The organism is Pseudomonas hormoni (assembly GCF_018502625.1).
Classification (GTDB): domain Bacteria; phylum Pseudomonadota; class Gammaproteobacteria; order Pseudomonadales; family Pseudomonadaceae; genus Aquipseudomonas; species Aquipseudomonas hormoni.
Genome location: NZ_CP075566.1, coordinates 1,192,832 through 1,217,401 on the forward strand (window position 1 = coordinate 1,192,832; position 24,570 = coordinate 1,217,401).

Consider the following 24,570-nt stretch of genomic DNA (forward strand, 5'->3'; position numbering starts at 1 on the left):
TTGAATCGGCGGTGGCTCGGCATAAGGTGAGGGCTCTGTATTTTCACCGTCAGGTTCGAGGACGTCATGACCCAAGCTTTGATTTTCGACGCGTTACGCACGCCCCGTGGCAAAGGCAAGGCTGATGGCGCCCTGCACAGCGTCAAACCGGTGAACCTGGTGGCCGGATTGCTCAGGGCGCTGCAGCAGCGCACTTCTCTGGACACCAGCCAGGTCGATGACGTGGTGCTGGGCTGCGTGACGCCGGTCGGCGATCAAGGCGCCGACATCGCCAAAACCGCGACCCAAGTGGCCGATTGGGACGTCAGCGTGGCAGGTGTGCAGATCAACCGCTTCTGCGCGTCGGGGCTGGAGGCGGTGAATCTCGGGGCGATGAAAGTGCGTTCCGGCTTTGAGGAGCTGGTGGTGGTCGGTGGCGTCGAGTCGATGTCCCGGGTGCCAATGGGCAGTGACGGCGGTGCCTGGGCGCTGGACCCGGAAACCAACCTGCACAGCCATTTCACACCGCAAGGCGTGGGCGCCGATCTGATCGCCACCGTTGAAGGTTTCAGCCGTCAGGACGTCGATGCCTACGCGCTGCACTCCCAGCAAAAAGCCGCGCGGGCTCGCGTCGATGGTTCGTTCAGTAAATCGCTGGTGCCGGTGCGGGATCAGAACGGCATCCTGCTACTCGATCACGATGAATTCATCCGCGCCGACTCCACCCTCGAAGGCCTGGGCAAGCTCAAGCCGAGCTTCGAGATGATGGGGCAAATGGGCTTCGACGCCACCGCGCTGCGGGTCTACAGCCACGTCGAGCGAATCAACCATGTGCACACGCCGGGCAACAGTTCCGGAATCGTCGATGGCGCGGCGCTGATGTTGATCGGCTCCGAGGCCAAGGGCCGTGCACTCGGTTTGCAGCCACGGGCGCGGATCGTCGCCACGGCGGTTACCAGTACCGACCCGACCATCATGCTCACCGGCCCGGCGCCGGCTACGCGCAAGGCGCTGGCCAAGGCCGGGCTACGGGTCGAAGACATCGACCTGTTCGAGGTCAACGAGGCGTTTGCCTCTGTCGTGCTGAAATTCATCAAGGACATGGCCATCGACCCGGACAAGGTCAACGTCAACGGCGGCTCCATTGCCATGGGACATCCGCTGGGCGCCACCGGTTGCGCGATCCTCGGCACGCTGCTCGATGAACTGGAAACCCGGCGCCTGCGCTATGGCCTGGCGACGCTGTGTGTCGGCGGCGGCATGGGCATTGCCACCATCATCGAACGCCTCTGAGCCCCCGATTTTTAGGAAAACTGCCATGACCGAAGCCATTCGTTACGAAAAAGGGCAGGACCAGATCGTCGTCCTGACCATCGACATGCCGGGCCAGAGCGCCAACACCATGAACGCGGTCTACCGTGAGGCCATGGCTGCCTGCGTTGCCCGTTTGGTGGCTGAAAAAGAAAGCATTGCCGGCGTCATCATCACCTCGGCCAAGAAAACCTTCTTCGCCGGCGGCGACCTGAATGAACTGATCAAGGTCGGCAAGCCTGAAGCCAAAGTGTTCTATGACATGGTGCTGACGCTGAAGGGCCAATTACGCACCCTTGAAACACTGGGTAAACCGGTGGTCGCCGCGATCAACGGCGCGGCGCTGGGCGGCGGCTGGGAAATCTGCCTGGCATGCCATCACCGCGTGGCGCTGGACAATTCATCGGTGCAGCTCGGCTTGCCGGAAGTCACCCTCGGCCTGTTGCCGGGCGGCGGCGGGGTGGTGCGCATGGTGCGCATGCTCGGTCTGGAAAAAGCCTTGCCGTATCTGCTTGAAGGCAAGAAGGTCCGCCCGCAACAAGCGTTGCAGGCGGGTTTGATCGATGAGCTGGCAGCGAATTGCGAAGAGCTGCTGGCCAAGGCGCGGGCCTGGATCATCGCCAATCCAGCGGCTGTACAGCGCTGGGACGTGAAGGGCTATCAGATACCGGGCGGTACGCCATCGAATCCAAAAGTCGCGCAGATGCTGGCGATTGCGCCGTCGATCCTGCGCACTAAAACCCAGGGCTGCCTGCCTGCGCCGGAGAAAATCCTTTGCGCCGCAGTTGAAGGCGCGCAGGTGGATTTCGATACCGCGCACCTGATCGAAACCCGTTACTTCACCGAGCTGACCACCGACCAGATCTCGAAAAACCTGATCGGCACCTTCTGGTTTCAGCTCAACGAGATCAATGCGGGCGGCTCGCGGCCTCAAGGGTTTGCACCTTATGTGACGCGTCGCGTGGGTGTCTTGGGCGCCGGGATGATGGGCGCCGGGATTGCTTTTGTCAGCGCATCGGCGGGCATCGAAGTGGTGCTCAAGGACATCAACCTCGCGGCTGCGGAGAAAGGCAAGGCGCATTCGGCGGCGTTGCTGGACAAGAAAGTTGCCCGCGGCCAGTTGAGCGCCGAGCAGCGCGATGCAGTGCTGGCGCGGATTAAAACCACTGAAAATGATGCCGATCTGGCCGGTTGCGACCTGATCATTGAAGCCGTGTTCGAAGACCGCGAGTTGAAAGCCAAAGTCTCTTCAGCCGCGCAACTCATCGTTGGCTCTGACGCGGTGATCGCCTCCAACACCTCGACCTTGCCAATCAGCGGTCTCGCCACCGCCGTACCGGATCAGAGCAAGTTCATCGGCCTGCATTTCTTCAGCCCCGTGGAAAAAATGCCCTTGGTGGAAATCATCAAGGGCGCCCACACCAGCGACGAAACTCTGGCCCGCGGGTTCGATTTCGTCCTGCAAATCAAGAAAACGCCGATTGTGGTCAACGACAGCCGCGGCTTCTTCACTTCGCGGGTGTTCGGCACTTTCACCAACGAAGGCATTGCCATGCTCGGCGAAGGCGTGAGCGCAGCGATGATCGAGACCGAAGCGCGCAAGGCCGGCATGCCGATCGGGCCTCTGGCGATCTCCGACGAAGTTTCCCTCAGCCTCATGAGCCATATCCGCCAGCAAACCGCCAAAGACCTGCAAGCAGAAGGGAAAGCGCTGATTGAGCACCCGGCGTTTGCCGTGATTGACTTGCTGCTCAACGAATACAAGCGTCCGGGCAAAGCCGCTGGAGGTGGTTTCTACGAGTACCCGGTCGGAGGCCAGAAGCATTTGTGGCCGGAGCTGAAAACCCGCTTCGAGAAAGCCGACGGACAGATTTCGCCAAAGGATGTGCGTGATCGCCTGCTGTTCGTGCAAGCCATCGAGACGGTGCGCTGTGTGGAGGAGGGCGTGCTGACCTCGACGGCGGACGCCAACGTCGGGTCGATCTTCGGTATCGGTTTTGCGGCCTGGACCGGTGGCGCGCTGCAATTCATTAACCAGTATGGTGTGAAGGACTTCGTCGCCCGTGCGCAATACCTCGCCGAACAGTACGGCGAACGGTTCGCACCACCGGCGCTGCTGTTGCAAAAAGCCGCCAGAGGGGAGGCGTTCTAAGGGACCGATGACGCACTCCGGGGCTTGCCTTGTCACCCTGTTTCGAGGCAGGCTCTGAGGTGTGCATTATTCCCATCACGTGTCAGGTATTTTTTATGTCGTTACGCATCTGCATTCTGGAAACCGACATCCTGCGTCCGGAACTGGTCGATCAATATCAGGGTTACGGGCAGATGTTCCAGCGTCTGTTTTCGCAGCAGCCCATCGCGGCCGAGTTCACCGTCTACAACGTGATGCAGGGCGAATACCCGACCAATGAGGAGGTTTTTGATGCCTATCTCGTCACCGGCAGCAAGGCCGATTCCTTCGGCACCGATCCATGGATCGAAACCCTCCGGGCGTACCTGCTGACCCGTTACGAACGCGGCGACAAACTGCTGGGCGTGTGCTTCGGCCATCAGTTGCTGGCGTTGCTGCTGGGCGGCAAGAGCGAGCGCGCGACCCAGGGCTGGGGCGTCGGCACGCACAGCTACAAACTGGCGGCCAAGGCGCCATGGATGAGCCCGTTGCGCGAAGAGCTGACGTTGTTGATCAGTCACCAGGACCAGGTGACGTCGCTACCGGAAAACGCCACGGTCATCGCTTCCAGCGAATTCTGCCCGTTTGCCGCGTACCACATCAACGATCAGGTGCTGTGCTTCCAGGGGCATCCGGAGTTCATTCACGATTATTCGCGGGCGTTGCTGGATATTCGTCAGGAAGTGCTGGGCGAGCAGATTTATTCGAAAGGCATGGCCAGCCTTGAGCATGAACATCACGGCACTACCGTTGCTGAGTGGATGATGCGGTTTGTGGCGCATAAACCAGAAACGCAGTCGGTCTAAGAAGCTGGCACATCACTTTGTGGCGAGGGAGCTTGCTCCCGCTGGGCAGCGAAGCGGCCCCAAAAAATGGGCCTGCTACGCAGTTCAGCGGGAGCAAGCTCCCTCGCCACAATCGGTTGTCAAAGCCACCCAGACTTCTTGAAACTCGCCCACAAACCCACACACCCCACCGCGATAAACCCCAATACCGCGAAATACCCGTAATGCCAGGTCAACTCCGGCATGTTCTGGAAGTTCATCCCGTAAATCCCCGCCACCGCCGTCGGGAACGCCAGAATCGCCGCCCATGCCGCAAACTTGCGCTGCACCACGCTCTGTCGTGACGCCTCCAGCAACACCCCGACTTCAATCGTCTGGCTGGCGATATCCGCCAGGGTTGTCAGGTCTTCCATCTGCCGTGTCACATGAATCTGCACATCGCGAAAGTAAGGGCGCATGTTCTTGTCGATAAACGGAAAATTCAGCTTCTGCAATTCCTCACCGATTTCTACCATCGGCGCCGCATAACGACGCAGGCGCAATACGTCTCGGCGCAAGCCATGAAGCTTCTGGATGTCATGTTCATTCAGCGCGCTGCACAGCACGTTGCGTTCCAGCTCATCGATCTCGGCATGGATCGCTTCGCCCACCGGCTGGTAGTTTTCAATCACAAAGTCGAGGATGGCATAGAGTACGAAATCTTCCCCGTGCTCCAGCAACAGCGGACGCGCCTCACAACGCTGTCGGACAAGGGCGTAGGACGCCGAGTGACCGTTCCGGGCGGTGATGATGTAACCATTGCCGGCAAAGATATGAGTCTCGATGAACTCCAGTTTGCCTTCATTGCGAATAGGCGAATACGTGACGATAAATAGCGCGTCACCAAAGGTTTCCAACTTCGGTCGACTGTGTTTTTCCAGGGCGTCTTCAATGGCCAGTTCGTGCAAGTTGAACTGGCGTTGCAGATTAAACAACTCCTGGGCATTCGGTTCTTCGAGTCCGATCCAGACAAAGTGGCCAGGCTTGGCAGCCCAGGCAGCGCCTTCGTCGAGGGGGATATTGGTGACTTTCTTACCAGCGCTGTAAACCGCAGCAGCAACAACTCTACCCATGATTCAGGTTCACTTCTTATTTAGCAGGTGGCAGTAGCAGGCAGTGTTCAGCTTAGCCTTGTCTGCTGCTTGAGAGTCAGTGAAATCTGCAGAGTTCGAAGGCAAAAGCTCACAGGCAATGAAAACCCGCACAGGGCGGGTTTCGTTTCACGCGGCTTGCAGTTGCCGATCCATCGAGGCGATGCACTCGCGCATCTGCTCGCGGCACTGGGCGATCAGCAGGGGCATGTCGTCCAGGCTCAGTCCGGCGGTAGGAATCGCCGGCAGTGAACGGATGAGAATTTTCCCACTGCGCCAGCGGTTCAATCGCATGTGTTTGACGTAACTGCTGACACACACCGGGACGATCGGCACGCCAGCCGCGATCGCCATCTGGAACGCGCCTTTCTTGAAGGGCAACAGTTCTTCACCGAGGTTGCGCGTGCCTTCCGGGAATACCCAGATCGAAGTGTCTTCATGCTGCAAGGTGTGCGTCGTGGTCAGCATGGACTGACGCGCCTTGTGCGCATTGCCACGGTCGATCAACACATTGCCGGCCAGCCAGAACAACTGGCCGAACAATGGCACCCACTTCAGGCTCTTCTTGCCGATGCACACGGTGCGGCGGGGTACCACGTTGCCGAACACAAACAGGTCGTAGTTGGACTGGTGGTTGGCGATGATCACACAGCTGTCAGGCTTGTCCATCAACGGACCGACTTCTGCCTTCACTCGCAAACGCAAAATACACATCGCCGGCCACGCATACAGACGTGCGCATAAACGGCTGTTGTCCGGATTGAAAGGCCGAAACAGACCCAGGATCACCCCCAGCACACCTGCCAGGATAAAGTGCAGGCCCATCAATAACATACGAAACACGAACAGCATTTACAGGCCCCGCCGGGACAAAAGGTGGCGCAGTGTACGGATGTGCACTGTTTTCGGCAATTGCCTCTATAGAGGTAGGAGATAGCCGATGTTTGAGCGCATGTTTCCGACTTATTGGTCAGACATGTTCTAGAGCGGTTGTGGGCTTTTCAACAGCGCATGTACGAAAAAGCCCGACACGACGGTCGGGCTGTTCGGTGGAGCGTGCTTGGGCTTAACCCATATGCTCCTGATCCAGGATGATCGCCTTATCCAGCGTTTCCAGGAGTGCCTTGCGCACTTTCAGCTTGGTGTTTTTGTGTGCGGTCATGTTGATCTTCTTCAGTTGACGAGCCGCCGCCAGTGCTGTGCCTTGCAACTCTTCGGCCGACACCACCACGTCAAGGAAGCCCGCATCCACGGCGCTCTGCGGATTGAACATCTCGCCATTGATGACCGACCGGTGGAACGCCGATTTGCGCAGACGATCACGCGCGATCTCGATACCGGCATGGTGCATCGTCATGCCAATTTGCACTTCGTTCAGGCCAATGCTGAACGGACCGTCGACACCTATGCGGTAATCCGCCGACAACAACAGGAACGCACCCTTGGCCACCGCGTGACCCGGGCATGCAACGATCACCGGGAACGGGTGCGACAGCAGACGACGGGCCAGGGTCGAACCGGCCGTCACCAGCGCGACGGCTTCTTTAGGGCCGGCTGTCATCACCTTCAGGTCATACCCGCCCGACAGAATCCCGGGAGTACCGGTAATGATCACCACTGCACGATCAGTCACCGCCTGATCCAGCGCAGCATTAAACGCAGCAATCACATCCGGAGAGATGGCATTGACCTTGCCGTTGCTCAAAGTCAGGGTCGCGATACCGTCTTCGAGGTGGTAGGAAATCAACTCACTCATGACGCTATTCCTTGTATGAAAGTTGAGGCAGACGTTACCCACCACCGCAGGCCAGGTAAAGCGCCGTGACTGACCCGCCAGTCACGCTTTCCCCCTTCGGACAAGCCCGGCTCGCCGCGCCCGCCATGCATTGCCTTCTATATAGAGAAGCGAGCGCGACGCCGGAGATTGGCAGGTTTGCCGTGCCCCGAAACCCGCAGAACGTCTAAAACGCTAACCGCATGAAAATTCTGCAAAAAAAGTTTGCCATCAGAAAAGCTTTCGACTACATTAGCGCGCCTCGACAGACAGAACATGTTTGAAGAGATACGGTGAAGTGTCCGAGTGGCTTAAGGAGCACGCCTGGAAAGTGTGTATACAAGAAATTGTATCGAGAGTTCGAATCTCTCCTTCACCGCCAAATTCGATGTAACCAGAACCCCTGATTTCGAAAGAAGTCAGGGGTTTTGTGGTTTCGGCACCTGAAAAAGAATTGCCGTTCGGCAGGTGGCAATCTGCCCACGCGTGGTATATTCGATCCATTCGTGGTCCGGAGTTGAAGCTCCTTAGTGGATTTTTAAAGGAAGTTTAATACGACTTTAGTCTGATATGCCTCACAACAAGGACGTACACGCGCTGAAGGGAGAAGCGCCAGAGCAAGATCAACTACTTCTCCACCTCTTTGCGTATATTTTCCTGGAACCGGTTTGCTTGGGAAAGCTTTGAAGGTGCATTTTTTTTTATGAAAAGCGTTTACTTGGTCAGCAATGTATTAAATGGCGGGAAAACGTATGTTGAATACCTACAGCCGATATTGAACTCTCTTCGTGATCAATATGATTGCACAGTGCTTCAGACGGATAAGGTCGGTATCAGCAAGTACGAAGCAGAGCAGATTCTGAATTATCCAGTTGAAGAAGTGGAGCTGGAATTCATCTTGACGCTAAAGTCAAAAGTAATCTTTTCGAACGATGCTTCGATCGGTCGCCTGCTTGATGTGTCAAACTTTGGTGTTTATGTAGCGCATGGCAATGTCGGTATGCCCACCCAGGACAGATATTATTACTCTGCGTGGATGTCTTTTTGGGATGCGATTGTTTCTTCGTCCCGATCGAGTTTTGATCTTGTTAAAACTGGCCTTGGGCTTTATAGACGTGAGAGGCGTGCATCGCTCATCGCGCCGATAGGCGAGTTGTGGCGATCGGATCTTCGAGCAACCAGTGCTGTGTCTGTGCTGCCAGTCAAAGTTCCCGCAATGTTTGAGCATCCCCAAGAGCAAGTGCGAACTTTGGGGGAGTATGTAATAGGTCTGCTGCCGACCCAGCTTGGCATATGCCCCAATGGCGCCAATCTGTATGAGAACCTGGAAGTCGTTATTAATGCAGTAAAGCTGCAGATTCCCAACGCCAGTTTTATTTTGCGGCCTTACATGACGGACAGGGAACACCCGCTTGTAATGGATATTTGCAGGCAGCTTTCTCAGTGTGCATGGATTTCCATTGATGAGACCGAAAAAAGCAGTAAAGAGTTTTATAGTCAATGTGACACCGTCATCACTGACGCCTCGACCGGTGGCGTTTCTTTTATGCTGAGTACGTGCAAGCTCCCGATTTATTACGTTCCGGCTACCAGCGAGAGCAATCCCATTATTCAGTCCTGGCTGGAACAAATGGACGGCTTGTTACCCATCGCCAAAAACAGCGATGAACTTAAAGACATGGCGCTTGGATTTACTTTGCTCACATCCGAGCAGAAGTATTTTATATACAAGAAGTTCTACGAGTCAGAATACAGCGGACTGCATCATCCAGATGAAGTGTTTCGAGATCTGGTTGAGAAAGAGCACGAGTCTGTATTTTGTCAATTCGTGATTGACTCCTACGGAGCCATTAACCAACGACAGACCAGGCCCTCAGAAAGCCTGGCACAGTGATCGTGGATCTCGGGCAATGAATACGTTTAAACCCCAAATTGAGTCAGGTCATATGAGCGCTGATCCAACCGGGCAAGTCGTCTGGATTACCGGCCTGTCGGGCGCGGGTAAGTCAACGTTGGCTGTCGAGTTCGTTGCCGGGCTTCGAAGCCGTGGCCACTCGGTTGTCATGTTGGACGGGGACGAACTGCGCGACGTCTTTGGCGCAACCGCTGCCAATTCGCAAAACCATGGGCGTAAGGGGCGTTTGGCGCTGGCCATGCAATATGCCCATCTGTGCAGAGTCATTGCGGCGCAAGGACACACAGTCGTGATCGCCACGATTTCGCTGTTCCGCGAGGTTCATGCCTGGAACCGTGCCCACTTGCCTGGTTATTTCGAGGTTTATTTGAAGGTGCCGGTGGAGGAGTTGCGCCGCCGGGACCCCAAGGGAATATATCGCCGGTTCGATGCGGGCGAGTTGAACAACGTCGCGGGGCTCGATCTAGCGATTGATGAACCGGACGCGGCTGACTGGGTAGTGGAGTTTGACCCTGACCGCTCCATACAAACATTGACTGAAAACGTGCTGCACCATTTTTTTAGAAGGAAGTTGGTATGAAAACCGAATGGGACTACTCCACTCTGGCCGACGCTTACTTGAAGCGTCCTGACTACGCCGATGCCGCGATCGACGCAATGCTTTCCATTGCCGGTGCCGAGAAGGGCGACAAGTTTTGCGATGTCGGCGCAGGCGTCGCACACCTGACCCTCATGCTGGCTGCTCGTGGTCTGGATGTTGTGGCCGTGGAGCCGAATGATGCAATGCGGGCCAATGGCATCAAGCGTACCGCCGACCTCTCGAATGTTCGTTGGCATGAAGGCACCGGCGAAGTCACGGGTCAAGCATCCCAAGCGTTCGACATGGTCACCTTCGGTAGCTCCTTCAATGTCTGCGATCGCCAGCAGGCACTCAAGGAAACCGCGCGCATTCTCAAGCCTCGCGGCTGGTTTGCCTGCATGTGGAATCACCGCAATCTTGAAGATCCGATCCAGGCCCGAATCGAAGCCATCATTAAAGAGCGGGTACAGGGTTACGGTTACGGCACCCGTCGTGAAGACCAAACGGCAGTGATCGATGCCAGTGCGCTGTTCGGACCTGTTGTTCATCTTGATGCGCGCGTCATTCACGAGCAAAGCATTGAGGAATGCCTGGAAGCCTGGCGTTCCCACGCGACACTGGAGCGTCAAGCCGGTGCGAAATTCCATGAGGTGATCAGCGCAATCGACGACTATCTGAGAAGCCTTGATACGGCCTCGATCCAGATTCCGTACTCGACCAATATCTGGGTTGCTCAGTTGAGATAATGCCGATGGCGCTGCATTTCTCTACCAAGGCCGGCACATTGTCCGGCCTTCAGGAGCGGCTCCGGTCGGCTCGCATTGCTCCCTTGCTGTCGTTCACCGTAAGGGACTGGCAGATGGGGCGGCACGCCTGTTTTCGTGATGTCCGGGGACGATTGGGGGACGGTCCGTGGATCGTGCGCTCCAGTTGTCTGCGCGAAGATGGCGCGCAAGCGTCCGGCGCGGGGGCTTTTCTCTCGATCGCTGATGTCACTGAAGCAGAATTGGAGTCGGCCATTGAACAGGTGATCGCCAGTTATGGCGATACACACCTGGCAGACGAGGTACTGATTCAGCCAATGCTGGCGAATGTGGTTCGGTCCGGTGTCGCCTTTTCCCACGACCCGAATACCTGTGCGCCGTATCGGGTGGTGAACTGGTCGGAAGGCAGTGACACGGCATCGGTCACCAGCGGCATGGGCGGTCGGTTGTGGCAGCAAGCGGCACGTAGCGAAGTGCCGCCCCCGCCCAGCCTCGTTCCCATGATTGCCTTGCTCGAAGAGTTGCTGGAATTGTTCGATGGCGTCCCGGTCGATTGCGAGTTCGCTGTCACGCGCGAAGCCGCGGGCGAGGTGCTCTGGCTCTTGCAGGCCCGACCACTGATCCTGCCGACACCTGCGGAATCCGAAACAGACCAGGCTGCTCGTCTGGACAGTATTCAGCGCAAGGTGGCGCGGGGCATGCAGCCGCACCCATTCCTGATCGGCCAACGTACTGTCTATGGCGTGATGCCGGACTGGAATCCGGCCGAGATTATCGGTATCCGTCCCAAACCGCTGGCGCTTTCGCTGTACCGGGATCTGGTGACTGATTCAATCTGGGCCTACCAGCGCCACAATTACGGCTATCGCAACTTGCGTAGCTTCCCGCTGATGCCGCATTTCTTCGGGCTGCCGTACATCGATGTACGCTTGTCGTTCAACTCGTTCATCCCGGCAGATCTTGATGAGGGGTTGGCAGGGCGACTGGTCGATCACTACATCGATCGGTTACTGGCCGAACCGACGCTGCACGATAAAGTGGAGTTCGAGATCGTGTTCTCGTGCTACACACTGGATTTGTCGCAGCGGCTGGAGCGTTTGGCCAGTGCCGGGTTCCTGGAGCACGAGCTGGAGGCGATCAGCACCAGTTTGCGCAAGCTGACCAACCGCATCGTTCATCCCAAGGACGGCTTATGGCGCGCCGACGCCGCCAAGCTCGACACGCTCAATGCGCGACGCGAAGAGTTGCTGGCCTCCAACGCCGATCCTCTGGAGCGGATTTACTGGCTGCTGGAGGATGCCAAACGCTACGGCACCCTGCCATTCGCCGGTCTGGCACGTGCCGGATTTGTCGCGGTGCAGATGCTTAAATCCCTGGTGACGGTGGGCGTTTTTTCGCAAGCTGACTACGATTGCTTCATGGCGGGCGTCTCTACCGTGAGCGGCCAGTTGGCGCGTGACCGAGCGACCCTGGACAAGGCGACCTTCCTCGCGCGATACGGCCACCTGCGCCCGGGCACCTACGACATCCTTTCACCCCGTTACGATGAAGCGCCGGAACTCTACTTCGACTGGACGCAACGTCCATCGGCCCCGGAACCGGTGCAACCTTTTTCGCTGACCCTTCCTCAGATGCGCGAAATCGTGAAGCAATTGGAAGAGCACGGCCTGCAACCGGATCCCGTCGGGTTGCTGGATTTCATGCAAGCCGGGATCGAGCTGCGTGAGCTGGCCAAGTTCCACTTCACCCGCAATCTCTCGGATGCCCTGGCATTGATTGCCGAAGTGGGCGCCCAGCACGGCATCAGCCGCGAGGACATGGCCTATTGCGACATCGGTGCCTTCCAGGAACTGCACGTTGCGGCAGCCGACCCGAAAGATGTGCTGTTGCACAGCATTGAGCAGGGCAAGGCCCGCTACGAAAAGACCCTCAAGTTGTCGCTGCCGCCGGTGATTACCCGACCTGAGGATGTCTGGTCTTTCGAGTGGCCGGAAACAGCCCCCAACTTCATCACCCAGAAACAGGTGACAGCCCCCGTGGTGGGCAGCGATGACCGGGAAAAGCTCGCCGGGGCGATTGTCTGCATTCCCAACGCGGACCCGGGATTTGACTGGTTGTTTGCTTACCCGATTGCCGGGTTGATAACGGCATGGGGCGGTGCCAATTCACACATGGCGATTCGCGCTGGTGAACTCGGCTTGCCCGCCGTCATCGGTGCCGGTGAAGTGCTCTATCGCCGCTGGTCGGCGGCCCAACGCCTGCACCTGGACTGTCCCGGCCGCTGGGTGGAGATGCTGGCATGAAGGTCGTTGCCATCAGCCAGCGTGTGGATGCGTTCCCAGAACGCGGCGAAACACGTGATGCGCTCGACCAGCGTCTGATCGCTTTTGTACTGGCTGCCGGTTTTTTGCCGGTGCCGGTGCCCAACGGGTTATGTCTGCAAACAGTCGACGGGGAGCGGGATGCCTTGCATGACTGGCTGAACACGGCATTGCCCCACGCCATTGTGCTTTCGGGCGGAAATGACATCGGCGAATGTCCGGCACGCGACCTGACCGAAAGCCGATTACTCGACCATGCAAGCTCCTATCGCCTGCCTGTACTTGGAATTTGCCGGGGAATGCAGATGATCGCGCACTGGTCCGGGGGCGAGCTAAAACCGGTAACGGGTCATGTTCGAACCCGGCATCAATTGTCGGGAAAGATTGTTGCCGAGGTGAACAGTTACCACGGCTTGGCGCTTGCCGGTTGTCCGCCAGAGTTCGAGGTCCTGGCGCGCAGTGAAGACGGTGAAATCGAAGCCATCCGACACTTCAGCCTGCCGTGGGAAGGCTGGATGTGGCACCCGGAGCGAGAGGACGTTTTTGCAGCACACGACGTTCATCGATTGAAGCAATTGTTCTGCGAATAAGGACGTTGTTTCTGACGGAACAAGTGGTACTGGGAGCCCAACTCGTCGCGACGAGTCCATTCGAAATTTCATGAGGTAGAACAGTTGTGAAAGCCATTATTCTGGCTGCCGGGCGTGGCAGCCGCATGAAGAGCCTCACGGATGAACGTCCGAAATGCATGGTCGAATTGCGCGGAAAGACACTGCTGGAGTGGCAACTTGCCGCGCTGCGCGATGCAGGCGTTGACGAGATCGCCATTGTTACCGGCTACAAACGCGAGTTGTTGGCAGGCCGGGGGATGATCGAATTCCATAATTCACGTTGGGCGCAAACCAACATGGTGTCGTCGTTGGCCTGTGCGCAAGCCTGGTTGCAGGACGAACCGTGCATTGTCAGTTATTCCGACATCTTCTACAGCCCCGTAGCGGTTCAGTCGTTGATGACATGCAAGGCTTCCCTGGCCGTCACCTATGACCCGAACTGGCTGGCACTTTGGACCGAGCGTTTTGGCGATCCATTACTGGATGCCGAAACGTTCCGACTGACCTCCGATAACACCTTGGCTGAAATCGGCAACAAGCCGCAATCAGTCGATGATGTTCAAGGCCAATACATGGGGCTTTTGCGCTTCACGCCTGAGGCTTGGGCAGAAGTCGTGCGGCTGCGCTCGGCGTTAACCCCGGAACAATGTGACAAAGTGCATATGACCAACACCCTTCAGCAAGTCATCGATGCGGGGCGGGTCCCGATACAAGCCGTAGCCTACAATGGCGAGTGGGGCGAGGTGGACTCTGCTGAAGATCTCTTTTTGTATCAATAACGGGAAGCCTGGGATCTGCGATTTCGCCCGTTGAAAGTTGCCAGGCCCCCTCGAACGGAATCGGAATCATGGCTCATCCTGTCGCTGCATCCCGTTGGCTAGTCATGCCGATCGCAGCCGTGTCGATGTTCGCTGCTTGTTCACTGGCCGTTGCATCTACCCCTGCAACCTTCCCGGACGCAAACGCCAGCGACCCCGCAACACTCGGCTGGATGGTCGGCTCGCCACCGCCCGCCGATCGCACTGTGCGCTTCGAAGATGTCAGCTACTTCCAGTTCCCGGCGATGCGCTGGAGCGTCTCGAACTTCCGCCAGCTCATGCCAACGATCAACGTTTCACGGGGTTTGGCTGCTCCGGTGCCGTTAGCGTCCGCGCTGCGCAAAGACATCGACACCCTCACGTTCACGCCGCTCGGCGCGAAGACGTCGATGACCTGGGATCAATCCCTGGCCGCGACTTACACCGACGGGATTGTGGTGATGCACCGTGGCAAGGTGGTGTACGAGCGGTACTTCGGCGTGCTGAAACCTGAAGGCCAGCACGCGGCGATGTCGGTGACCAAGTCCGTGGTCGGCACGCTGGGCGCGATGTTGGTCGCCGAAGGGCAAATCGATGCGAACAGATCTGTCGCCGATTACGTCCCCGAACTGGCTGCATCTGCCTTTGGCAGTGCCACGGTGCGTCAGGTCCTCGATATGACCACCGCGCTCAGGTACAGCGAAGACTACGCCGACCCGAACGCTGAAGTCTGGGCTCATGCAAAAGCTGGCAGCCCGCTCCCCAAGCCGAAGGACTACACCGGCCCGCGAAGTTACTACGAGTTTTTGCAGACGGTTCAACTGCAAGGCGAACACGGCAGCGCGTTCGCCTACAAGACGGTCAACACCGACGTTCTGGGTTGGGTGATCGCTCGAGTGACCGGTCGAAATGTCGCGCAGTTATTGTCGGAGCGTATCTGGAGTCGGCTGGGTGTCGAGCAGGATGCCTATTTTACGGTGGACTCCATCGGCACTCCGTTTGCCGGCGGTGGCTTGAATACCGGTTTGCGGGACCTGGCGCGGTTTGGCGAGATGCTACGCAATGACGGTCGATTCAATGGCCAACAGATCGTGCCCAAAGCGGTGGTCGATGACATCCGTCGTGGCGGCGACAAGCAAGCATTTGCCAAGGCCGGTTACGATTTGTTGAAAGGCTGGAGCTACCGGTCGATGTGGTGGGTGACGAACAAGGCGGGTGAGGCGTTCATGGCGCGAGGCGTTCATGGGCAGCGCATCTATGTCAACCCTGCGGCCCAGATGGTCATTGTTCGATACGCTTCCCATCCCGTTGCCAGCAACGCGGCCAACGATCCTGTTACGTTGCCGGCGTTTGATGCGCTGGCTCAACATTTATCCCGGTTGCCTTGAGTGCCAAGGCCCTGAAAAAGGAAAACCCATGATCACCACCACAACCCACGCCATCGAAGGCCGCCAAATCACCGCCTACCTGGACATCGTCAGCGCCGAGTCAGTGCAGGGCGTTAACGTTATTCGGGACATGTTCGCCGGGATGCGGGACTTTTTCGGTGGGCGCTCTCAGACATTGGAGCGTGCGTTGAAGGAAGCGCGGATTCAGGCGACCGATGAGATCAAGGAGCGGGCGCGAGCGCTTCAGGCTGACGCTGTGGTGGGGCTTGATTATGAGATCAGCATGCCGGCCGGGAAGGGCGGGATGGTAGTGGTTTTCGTCACCGGGACGGCCGTTAAACTGAGGTGAGTCCGGTACGAATTGATGTGTTGGTTTTGTAGGAAGTGGTGTAGCCCATTCGTCGGGCATCGGAAATATGAATTACAAGTCCGGTAGTGACCGACTAGTCTCAAAAGCTTGGTGGTCGATATGTTTCAGGCAAATAGGGCTTGCCGGTGTCGATCCCGCATTTGAGAGGGGTGAAAAGATGGCTGATCCGTATATCGAAGACGACGAAGCTGAATTTCCGATCAACAATTGCGTGCAGTGTGGCCAGACAGATTATGTGTCGGGCTTTGGTGATGATGAGGTCAAGCTCGGCAAGATGAAAACGATGGTGCGCCAGGGACCGAAGGCGAAATTTTTACCCAAGGTAGCGGCACCGGTCAGGAAGTAGCTGCCATGAATAGACCCCGTCATCGAGCGGGGTTTTTTATGCCTGAATGATTTTTTGCTGACGCCTGTTTTTACCCGGCTTTTTCACAAAGTTTTCACAAGGTCTTACGTAGTCTCAACTCATCCGTTAGAAAGCAACACCTAGCCCGTCTCCCCAGCGGGCTTTTTTTTGCCTGTCATAAAACCTTTTCCATAAACGTTGTCCAACCGTCGCCAATGGCGAGGTTGGGTCCGTGCGTCTGGACTTTCTCGCCGCTAAAGCATTCAATCTCGACCCTTTTTGATTTCCCCCTATTTTTGAGGTTCTTGTCATGCGTTTAACACTGCCCGCCCTGGTTCTGGGTTTGTTGGTTGCTCAAGGTGCAATGGCTGCTGGCGACGGCACGGCCGCGCTGGGTGGCGGTCTGGGTGGCGCGCTGGGTAACGTCGTCGGCCAAAGCATGGGCGGCAGCACCGGCGCAGCGATTGGTGCCGGTGTAGCGGGCGCAGCTGGCAGTGCCGTGGCAGCACGCAAAGGCAGCCGCACCAAAGCCGCAATCGGCGGCGGTGTGGGTGCCGCGGGCGGCTCGGTAATCGGCAATAGCCTGGGTGGCAAGACCGGCTCCACCATCGGCGCTGGTTTGGGCGGTGCATTGGGCGGTGGCGTTGGCAGCAACCTGGCCAAGGGTCACAAGCGTCATTGATTCTGAGAGATCAGTTCAAAAGCCCGGCTTGATGCCGGGCTTTTTGTATCTGGCTGTTTCTCCTTCGCAGCTAGCGCATCTTTAGCGGTCAAAACGTCATCGCTGAGCGGATTCAGTGGGGGCAGGTGCTAGACTCCGCCGATCCGTAGCGCGTTCTTTTCCCCCGTTGCGGAATTAGAGGTTCATATCATGCGTTTGACATTGTCCACGTTGGTTCTGGGACTTTTGGTCGCTCAAGGTGCGATGGCTGCCGGTGACGGCACCGCGGCTGTTGGCGGTGGTATTGGCGGTGCGTTGGGTAACGTGGTCGGCCAGCAAATGGGCGGCAGCACAGGTGCAGCGATTGGCGCCGGTGTGGGTGGCGCGGCGGGCAGTGCGGTTGGCGCGCCTAAAGGCAGCCGCACCGCAGCGGCCGTCGGTGGTGGTTTGGGCTCGGCAGGTGGCTCGGTGATTGGTAACAGCCTCGGTGGCTCGACCGGTTCAACCATCGGCGCAGGCCTGGGCGGTGCAGCCGGTGGCGCGGTGGGCAACAACCTGGGCACCGACAGCGGCAGTTCCCATTCCGGAAACGGGCACAAAAACAAACACAAGAATAAACACAGGAATAAACATCGCTGACCCGATAGCGAATGACTAGAAACCCGGCCTGGCGCCGGGTTTTTCGTTTTCGCGAGAAGTACTCTGGAACGATTGGCCCCCACGTTGCCTCGAACTTCATACACACCTGAATATCGAGAGGTATGCCATGACGCCTGAAACCGAAGGCAATGAAGAAAAAGGTCCAAGCGGACTGCCGTTTATCAATGACCCGGGTAATGAAGATCCGGGGTCGCTGATGGATGATGCGACGGTGCCGCTTAACGATGCCGATGACGCGGGTGACGTGGGCCAGACAGAGTTTGAAGACGAGGATGACGACGAAGACGAGCAATGATCAGCCGCTGCGATCGGGGTGACCGATCGTCCCCTTGATCGAACTGCATTCGTCACGCTGGCATCGAAATGTCAGGACCTGTTTTTCAGGCCCCTTGAGAGGTGCTTTATGAACGCTGATCCCAAAGACACTGACATCGACGACACCCCTGAATACCCACTGCCTTCGCCGACCGATTCGCTGAGTCGCGATCAGCGGCCGCCGGATGATGAGGCGGGTGTGGAACAGGTGCCTGACGGTGATGTAAAGCGCGCGGATACCGATGTTGAAGCGCTGCCAGATGATCCTGATATTGCGGGGAAGGATGGCTCTGACGAGCCGAGTTGATACCTGTAGCCACTGTTACTTTGAGCCATACCTCAAGAAGATAACGTGGGTTAACCACGTTATTGTTTTTCTGATTCGATCCATTTTCTGAAGAAATTTCGTTGGGCTTCCGGATCGTTCGTCAAGTTGTCTTCGTCATAGTCAAAAATGTAAACGATGTCGTCGAGTGATGCTTTTTTACCCAGCGTTAATTCGTACGCTTTTAGGCCGCGAGACATCTGTGAAGACATGCTGGAGGGGTGAACGTTGACCTTTGATCCTTTACAAAGAAATTGAATGTGGGGATTGTCTTCTCGAATCCTGCCAAGGCACCTGTAAAAGTCAGTATCTGCATATGTTTTGTGGACACCGTTTCCCAGCACAAAAGTTATGGATACGGCTTTGCTGTCGCAGATCAGTTGAGCTGTTTCCTTTGTTCCATCAATTCTGATTGTCAATTCAACTTCAGATGTCATTTCCTGATTTTCCTGTTTGGGTTGGGTATGGAATAGCCGAACTCTCTACCGTCATCAATGATCAACGTTGCTCCGAGGACATCCTCGTTTTTAATCCGGTTTGGTATGGCTATTTCCTTTTCCCTATCGAATTGATACATCGCACCAAGCTCTTTCTCCAAGTCGTATCCGGGGATTTTTTGGAGTGTGTAGAGATAACCTATTTTCGTATTGAAGCCGGTGGCAAAAGTTTTTCCCATATCTCTCGATGTTGATGTGCTAATAAAATTGCTCGGTGGGTGGTCACTGTCGATAGAGTGGAGCAACAGATCATTGCTTTTTCCTTTACTTTTAAAGCCATTTTCGAACACATCATCAGGCTCTCGGTCATCTCCGCGGTATAAGTAATCGTCTTCTCCCTTCGGCTTAGGCAATGTGGGTTCAGCACCTTTTACGGTTGCCTTGTTGGTTGGATCCTCACCCGCCGCCCCGCATTTCCCCGCCCCCGGACACTCACTCAACCCCAACGGATCAACCCACCCCGTCGGACTCCGCGTGTACTGGTACTGATTCAACCCCCCAGCCAACTTGCTCGGATCCGGCGTCAAATACCGTCCAAGCTCCGGCTGGTAGTACCGATGCCGGTTGTAGTGCAGCCCGGTTTCCGAATCGAAATACTGACCCTGAAACCGCAACGGTTGGTCGAGAATCTGGTGGGTGTCTCGGTTCAGGCGGGTGAGGCGGCCGTAGGCGGTGTATCGCGCGGCCCAGACGATTTCGCCGCTGTAATCCGTCAGTTCTTGCGGTGTACCGAGGTGGTCGAGTTGGTAGTAGAACGGGCATGCCTTGCGAGGACCTTTGCCGTCGAGCATGGCCAATGGGCGAAATGTGCCCGGTTCATAGACGTAACTGCGGTAATGCTCGCGGCCGCTTTCGGCGACGAGGTTGTCGCCCTGCCAGAAAAACTCGGTGGTTTTGCCGTCGATGGTTTTGGCGATGCGGCGGCCGAAGGCGTCGTAGCGGTAGCTCGCGTAACGCCCATCCGGCGTCGTGACACCGATCAGCCGATGCTGGCAGTCGTAACGATATTCGGTGACAAGTTTTTGCGCTGTGCCCCGGCGTTCGCGAATGAGGTTACCGAAGGCGTTGTAATCGTAATGCCGGTCGCCTTGCATCAGCAGGCGATTACCCAGCACCTTCGCTACGCCAGGGCGGTCCTGCATCAGCAGATTTCCGGCCGGATCGTGGGCGAAGCTTTCCGGTTGGTGATCGCGGGAGTGGCGGACGCGTATCAGGCGGTCGAGCGTGTCGTAGTGGTAGCTGCGCTGGCCGTGGCGAGTGTCGGCGATGCTGTCGAGATTGCCATTGGCGCTGTAGGCATAATCGCGGCGATACAGCGATTGCTGCTGTTGGCTTACGGCGTGGGCCTTCAGACGCCCTTGGTCGTCGAACTGATATTCGCTGAGCAACAGGCCCTGACGTCGGGTTTGCTCGCGATCGGCGACGAAGGTGTGCGACGTGAGGCGGGCGCCATTGAGGTCAATGGCCGTCAGTGCGCCGCCCTTGGCATGGTGGTAATCGAGCCTGCTGTTGTCCGGCAGACGCAGATGATTGAGTTGTCCACAGGCATCGTAGCCATAACGCAACGTGCCCCACCCTTGGTGTTCGGTGACTAGCCGGTCCTGTTGGTCGTACTCGAACTCCAGCGGGTGATCGTTGCCGTCATCGACGCTGACCAGCCGCCCAAGGCTGTCATGGCGGTACTCGACGTTGACGCCGTCCGGCAGCGTCTTGACCAGCAACCGTCCAGTCGAATCCCGTTGATAAGCGGTAATCAGTTTCGAGTCGTCATCACCGAACTCGGTTTTCTCCAGCAGATGACCGTTCAGGTCGTAGGCATACGCGGTGCGGCGGCCGTCGAACCCGGTTTCCTGTCGGATCAATCCATTGGGTGTGTAGTCCAGCTGATATTTCTCGCCGGATTCGTTTTCAATCCCGGTCAGCAGTAGCTGTGCGTTGTCGTAGCGATAAAGCAGTTGCGTACCGTCCGGATTGATCCTGCGGCTGATCAGGTGCAGATCATCGGCATATTCAAAACGGGTGATGCGGCCCAGCTCATTACGTTCGGCAACGATCTTGCCGTAGGCGTTGTAGCTGAAGGCGCGACTGGCGCCTGTGGGAAACGTCGTCTGGATCAATCGTCCTGCGGCGTCCCATTCGTACCGGGTGACGGCACCGTGTTCGTCCTGACGAGTCGTCTGCCGGCCAAGCACGTTGTAGGAAAAACGCCGCTGACTGCCATCCGGCAAGGTCTCTTCGATCAACTGCCCCAGGGCATTGCGAAGGAAGAGATGCCGACTGTTGTCCGGATAACGGGCCGACAGCAGGCGACCTTTTTCGTCGTAGTGATAGTGGGTGACATGCCCGTCAGGATTAGTCGCTTCGGTGACGTCACCTTGGGCATTGCGCTGGTACTTCCACACGGCTTTGCCGCGGTACTGCGCATGCAGGAAACCATTGCGGTATTCGTAGGAGGTCGGCTCGCCTTCAGGTGGAATCAGGGCAATCAGTCGCCCGATTTCGTCATGGCGATATTGGGTAATCGCCCCCAGCGGATTCCTTTCGGCGATCAACCGGCCCTGGTCGTCATAGGCGTTGAAGTGTTCCGCCCCGTCCGGTTCAACCCGTTGCACGAGCCGCGCCTGATGATCGTGCCGGTAAAACGCTTCGCTGCCGTCGACGTTTTTTACCCGCACACCACCATTGTCATCCCAGGCATACCGCGTATCCATTTGCGAAAACGACGCCCAATGTCGGACGCATCGCACAGCCTTGCCGGACCTTTCCCATTCCCAGAAGAAACTCGCGCCACCGGCCAGTTGCCGCTGCAAAATAACCTGCTGGACGTCGTAGTCGTAGCGTTCGCTTTCACCGAGGGCATTGGTGGCTTCGATCAAGCGATGGCAGGCGTCGTAGCGGTAGGCAACCAGTGTCTGCTCGGTACGCCAGGCGTCTTCCAGCGTGGCGGCTGGGTGAAAGCTCTGATACTCGACGGCGACGAGGTGTCGGCGCTCATAGCGCAATCGCAGTGAACGCCCTGCGCCGTTGTCGAGGCGCATGATTCTGTCGGACCTGTCGCGCTGCACCGTCAACCGGTTGCCATAGGCGTCGCTGACGGCCGTCAGTCGTCCTGTCCGGAAGTGGTAAAAGCGCGCCGCTTCGCCGGCCAGTGCGATGACCAGTTCTTCCGGCTCGTCCCCCAGATAAATAGCCGCCCGCGACAGGCTGTTGTGGATGGCCGGTCGTTCGCTGTTCGGCAGCGGGAAAGTGATGCGACGGTTTTCATGGTCGATCCAGCTGACGTTGTTGCCGTCGATTTCCAGCCGATGCGCCAGGGAATGACTCCAGCCAAATCCGAGCCCGCCGTCGATTTCGACGGCACTGGTGCGATATACGCGGGTGAACTCGAACGGCAACAGACCATCCAGCGAGCCATCGATCAGGGTCAGCAGTTCCTCACCGGTGACCATCGACACCGGGCAGCCGTTGGTCGCGGTGTTGTCCGCTGAATCGACACTGTCGCCGTTCGGGTTTTTCGCCGGGACGGAGGCATCATCGCGATGTTCCTGCCGGGTCAGGCGGGTCCTGGTTTGGGACTTGTTGCGAGCAATGGCGAGCGGATTGTTGACCTGCACAACCGCTGATTGACTGTCAGTGATCTGCAGTGGAACGGCCGGCGCAGGTGTGAGCGGCGCGTTACGAGCATTGACCATCAAAGGTTTAAGCGCGCCCGCGTGACGGGTAAGGTCGGCACCCGCCGTGAGCCCGGCCAGTCGCAAACTCGCCGCCGCCAGCCATTGTCGGGCTCGCTCGGACTTGAGCTTGCCCAGTACTTTGGCGCTCATGCCGACGTTCAGGCCTGCAGGACTCGTGAGGCGCACCAGCAGGAAACCGATCAGTATCTCTGTGCGAATTTCCGCCACCACCTCGGCGACGTACTGCGGCGGCAGCATGCGCAACCAACTGGTGAAAGCCGCGAGGTGAATGAACATCAACGGCTCATCGCTTAACACCAGCAACACGTTGGCGATGGCTTCGGCCGATGCGCCCAGTAGCGTCTCGAGCTCAAAGGCGGTCAGGTACTCAAGGAGTTTTTCGCTGTTGGCTTGCAGGTCTGCCATCAGGGCAAAGACCTGTTTCACGTCATCCCACAAACCGTGCAACGACTTCTCGAAGCCACGCCAATCGGCCCGTTGCAGCAAGCCATAACGCTCAGTGAACCCTGCCTCGGAAAACCCCGCCCACAATGGCTCGAACTCGGTCGTCCACTCGCTGCGTAACCAGCCTTCAAGTTCGTCGATCACGCTTTGATAAGAGGCGTAAAGCGCTTTGACGTGTTCGGTGGAAACGTCGGGAAAGAACGTGATGCGGTAACGCTGGCCACGCCAGCATTCAGGGATTTCGAGAATGCCGCCGGGCCCGATGACTTTGTGAATCGGCTCGCCAAACGTCGGTACGCCGTTGTCTTCGGCCAACAGGGGTTCGAGCATCACCGGCGTATCGCCGATCGGCACGAAGCGCGCGGCTTCAAACAGGTGCACCAGGGTCAAAGGGCCGCTGGCCGGGCACGTGGCGAGTGTCGAACTGACAGGCGTGGTGGAATCCTTTGGTGCGCTCAAGCGAACGTCGTTGCCGACCTTGAACACCTGTTCGACGTCCAGCGCCCAACCGGTCCAGAAATTTTCCGCCCAGGCTTCGTAGTCGTTGAGGCAGAGACGAAAATCCCCGAGCAGCGCTTCGACGTCCGGTTGCCCGGGGTTCATGGCGGCGACCACGAGCAGGCCGATGGCGTTGTTCAAGGCCAGGACCTTGTCGGGGTTGAACATTCGCAGTCCCTCGCGCGGGTCGATTTTGGTCGCGTGACTTTGCGGGGGATCAACAGGGAAAGAAGTCGGGAAAGGAGGCGTTTGGTGTAGGGCGAATCGCTAAATCATGGGCAGCGCTTCGGAACAGGTTCTATCAGCGTCGGGAGATTGCCCGTTGCTCTATGTCGGCCGCGCTCGTTATGCTGCTGAAACCTTTAATCCAATCCGCGATTCAGCCGTACCTGAATCGGTCGGGATGTCGTTAAAAACGGATCAGATGCGATGAATGCACCGCTGAAAGAGTTCGGCCCGATCAAAGCCGTGATTTTCGATATGGACGGCTTGCTGCTGGACACCGAGGGCATTTACACCGAGGTCACGTCCATCATTGCCGGGCGCTACGGCCGGACCTTCGACTGGAGCGTCAAACAGAACATTATCGGCCGCGGCGCGGGCGATCTGGCGCGTTATGTGGTCGAGGCGCTGGAACTGCCGATCACCGCCGAGGAATTTCTGGTGATCCGCGAGCCGCTGATGCGCGAGCGTTTTCCTACCGCGTTGGCGATGCCCGGTGCAGAGGAACTGGTTCGGCACTTGAAGGCCAACAACATCCCGATTGCGGTGGGCACCAGTTCTTCGCGTCAGTCGTTCGGCCAGAAAACCACGTTGCACCGCGACTGGTTTGCGCTGTTCGACTTCATCGTGACGGCCGATGACCCGGAGGTCGGCGCAGCCAAACCGGCGCCGGATATTTTCCTCACGGCAGCACGACGCCTGGGCGTGGCGCCCGAGGATTGCCTGGTGTTCGAAGATTCGCCGTTCGGTGTCACGGCGGCGAAAGCGGCGGGGATGACGGCGATTGCGATTCCCGATGCGGCGATGGCTGACGAAAAATACGCACACGCTGATGGCATTCTTCGTACGTTGAAAGCGTTCACGCCAGGTGCTTGCGGTTTGCCCGCGCTCGAGTGGGCGTAACGCGCAAATAATGTAGGAGCGAGGCTTGCCCGCGAAGGCGTTCTGTCAATCGACACTGATGTTGACTGACAGAACGCCTTCGCGGGCAAGCCTCGCTCCTACATTTGCT

22 protein-coding genes and 1 tRNA gene are annotated in these 24,570 nt (G+C 57.6%); 18 read left to right on the forward strand and 5 right to left on the reverse strand.

The annotated features are described in order from the left end of the window. Positions 1–66: 66 nt before the first annotated feature. From KJF94_RS05545 to KJF94_RS05555, 3 genes are all read left to right on the forward strand, one after another. Positions 67–1,272, forward strand: a complete 1,206-nt coding sequence (locus KJF94_RS05545) for an acetyl-CoA C-acetyltransferase (RefSeq protein WP_214381760.1) — start codon at positions 67–69, stop codon at positions 1,270–1,272. Between the two features lie 25 nt (positions 1,273–1,297). Continuing rightward, complete coding sequence (locus KJF94_RS05550; protein ID WP_214381762.1) at positions 1,298–3,442, forward strand: 3-hydroxyacyl-CoA dehydrogenase NAD-binding domain-containing protein; 2,145 nt, start codon at positions 1,298–1,300, stop codon at positions 3,440–3,442. Positions 3,443–3,537: 95 nt separating this feature from the next. Then, complete coding sequence (locus KJF94_RS05555) at positions 3,538–4,266, forward strand: amidotransferase (protein ID WP_214381764.1); 729 nt, start codon at positions 3,538–3,540, stop codon at positions 4,264–4,266. A gap of 119 nt (positions 4,267–4,385) precedes the next feature. Here the strand turns inward: KJF94_RS05555 and KJF94_RS05560 are convergent, their stop codons facing one another. From KJF94_RS05560 to KJF94_RS05570, 3 genes are all read right to left on the reverse strand, one after another. Next, the gene (locus KJF94_RS05560) at positions 4,386–5,357 is read right to left on the reverse strand and encodes a magnesium and cobalt transport protein CorA (RefSeq protein WP_214381766.1); all 972 of its coding nucleotides are present in this window, start codon (positions 5,355–5,357) and stop codon (positions 4,386–4,388) included. 147 nt (positions 5,358–5,504) lie between these two features. Continuing rightward, positions 5,505–6,227: a 1-acylglycerol-3-phosphate O-acyltransferase gene (locus KJF94_RS05565; RefSeq protein WP_214381768.1), complete on the reverse strand. Its 723-nt coding sequence runs from the start codon at positions 6,225–6,227 to the stop codon at positions 5,505–5,507. 214 nt (positions 6,228–6,441) lie between these two features. Further along, positions 6,442–7,131, reverse strand: coding sequence for a crotonase/enoyl-CoA hydratase family protein (locus tag KJF94_RS05570; RefSeq protein WP_214381770.1), 690 nt, complete (start codon positions 7,129–7,131; stop codon positions 6,442–6,444). Between the two features lie 310 nt (positions 7,132–7,441). Between KJF94_RS05570 and KJF94_RS05575 the strand changes: the two genes are divergently transcribed. From KJF94_RS05575 to KJF94_RS05640, 14 genes are all read left to right on the forward strand, one after another. After that, positions 7,442–7,531, forward strand: a tRNA-Ser gene (locus tag KJF94_RS05575). A 321-nt stretch (positions 7,532–7,852) separates the two neighbouring features. Further along, complete coding sequence (locus KJF94_RS05580; protein WP_214381771.1) at positions 7,853–9,043, forward strand: hypothetical protein; 1,191 nt, start codon at positions 7,853–7,855, stop codon at positions 9,041–9,043. Between the two features lie 16 nt (positions 9,044–9,059). Then, the gene (locus KJF94_RS05585) at positions 9,060–9,644 is read left to right on the forward strand and encodes an adenylyl-sulfate kinase (protein ID WP_250548222.1); all 585 of its coding nucleotides are present in this window, start codon (positions 9,060–9,062) and stop codon (positions 9,642–9,644) included. Then, on the forward strand, positions 9,641–10,390 hold the full coding sequence (locus KJF94_RS05590) for a class I SAM-dependent methyltransferase (RefSeq protein WP_214381772.1): 750 nt from the start codon (positions 9,641–9,643) through the stop codon (positions 10,388–10,390). Before KJF94_RS05585 ends, KJF94_RS05590 begins: the two co-directional genes overlap by 4 nt. Before the next feature lie 5 nt (positions 10,391–10,395). After that, complete coding sequence (locus tag KJF94_RS05595) at positions 10,396–12,711, forward strand: PEP-utilizing enzyme (protein WP_214381773.1); 2,316 nt, start codon at positions 10,396–10,398, stop codon at positions 12,709–12,711. Further along, entirely contained in the window at positions 12,708–13,319 is a 612-nt protein-coding gene (locus tag KJF94_RS05600) for a gamma-glutamyl-gamma-aminobutyrate hydrolase family protein (RefSeq protein WP_214381775.1), read from the forward strand. The genes KJF94_RS05595 and KJF94_RS05600 overlap by 4 nt, the downstream gene beginning before the upstream one ends. A gap of 86 nt (positions 13,320–13,405) precedes the next feature. Continuing rightward, positions 13,406–14,119, forward strand: coding sequence for a phosphocholine cytidylyltransferase family protein (locus tag KJF94_RS05605; protein WP_214381777.1), 714 nt, complete (start codon positions 13,406–13,408; stop codon positions 14,117–14,119). 125 nt (positions 14,120–14,244) lie between these two features. Continuing rightward, complete coding sequence (locus KJF94_RS05610) at positions 14,245–15,525, forward strand: serine hydrolase domain-containing protein (protein ID WP_250548294.1); 1,281 nt, start codon at positions 14,245–14,247, stop codon at positions 15,523–15,525. A gap of 28 nt (positions 15,526–15,553) precedes the next feature. Continuing rightward, positions 15,554–15,874 (forward strand): YbjQ family protein, encoded by a 321-nt coding sequence (locus KJF94_RS05615; RefSeq protein WP_008027329.1) that lies wholly within the window; start codon positions 15,554–15,556, stop codon positions 15,872–15,874. 178 nt (positions 15,875–16,052) lie between these two features. Then, on the forward strand, positions 16,053–16,241 hold the full coding sequence (locus KJF94_RS05620) for a hypothetical protein (protein ID WP_214381781.1): 189 nt from the start codon (positions 16,053–16,055) through the stop codon (positions 16,239–16,241). Positions 16,242–16,551: 310 nt separating this feature from the next. Continuing rightward, a complete protein-coding gene (locus KJF94_RS05625; RefSeq protein ID WP_017337435.1) occupies positions 16,552–16,923 on the forward strand; it encodes a hypothetical protein in 372 nt (123 codons plus the stop codon). 189 nt (positions 16,924–17,112) lie between these two features. Continuing rightward, positions 17,113–17,541 carry a glycine zipper domain-containing protein gene (locus KJF94_RS05630; protein WP_017337436.1) on the forward strand — a complete coding sequence of 143 codons (429 nt, stop codon included), beginning with the start codon at positions 17,113–17,115 and terminating at the stop codon, positions 17,539–17,541. A 127-nt stretch (positions 17,542–17,668) separates the two neighbouring features. Beyond that, positions 17,669–17,857, forward strand: coding sequence for a hypothetical protein (locus tag KJF94_RS05635; protein WP_214381783.1), 189 nt, complete (start codon positions 17,669–17,671; stop codon positions 17,855–17,857). Between the two features lie 108 nt (positions 17,858–17,965). After that, positions 17,966–18,184, forward strand: a complete 219-nt coding sequence (locus tag KJF94_RS05640) for a hypothetical protein (protein WP_214381785.1) — start codon at positions 17,966–17,968, stop codon at positions 18,182–18,184. A gap of 59 nt (positions 18,185–18,243) precedes the next feature. On the opposite strand, the gene KJF94_RS05645 is transcribed toward KJF94_RS05640, so the two are convergent. Continuing rightward, positions 18,244–18,639 (reverse strand): hypothetical protein, encoded by a 396-nt coding sequence (locus KJF94_RS05645; RefSeq protein WP_214381787.1) that lies wholly within the window; start codon positions 18,637–18,639, stop codon positions 18,244–18,246. Further along, positions 18,636–23,504 carry an RHS repeat-associated core domain-containing protein gene (locus KJF94_RS05650; protein WP_214381789.1) on the reverse strand — a complete coding sequence of 1,623 codons (4,869 nt, stop codon included), beginning with the start codon at positions 23,502–23,504 and terminating at the stop codon, positions 18,636–18,638. The genes KJF94_RS05645 and KJF94_RS05650 overlap by 4 nt, the downstream gene beginning before the upstream one ends. Positions 23,505–23,765: 261 nt before the next feature. On the opposite strand from KJF94_RS05650, the gene KJF94_RS05655 reads away from it, so the two are divergent. After that, positions 23,766–24,461 carry an HAD-IA family hydrolase gene (locus KJF94_RS05655; RefSeq protein WP_017337442.1) on the forward strand — a complete coding sequence of 232 codons (696 nt, stop codon included), beginning with the start codon at positions 23,766–23,768 and terminating at the stop codon, positions 24,459–24,461. Positions 24,462–24,570: the final 109 nt, after the last annotated feature.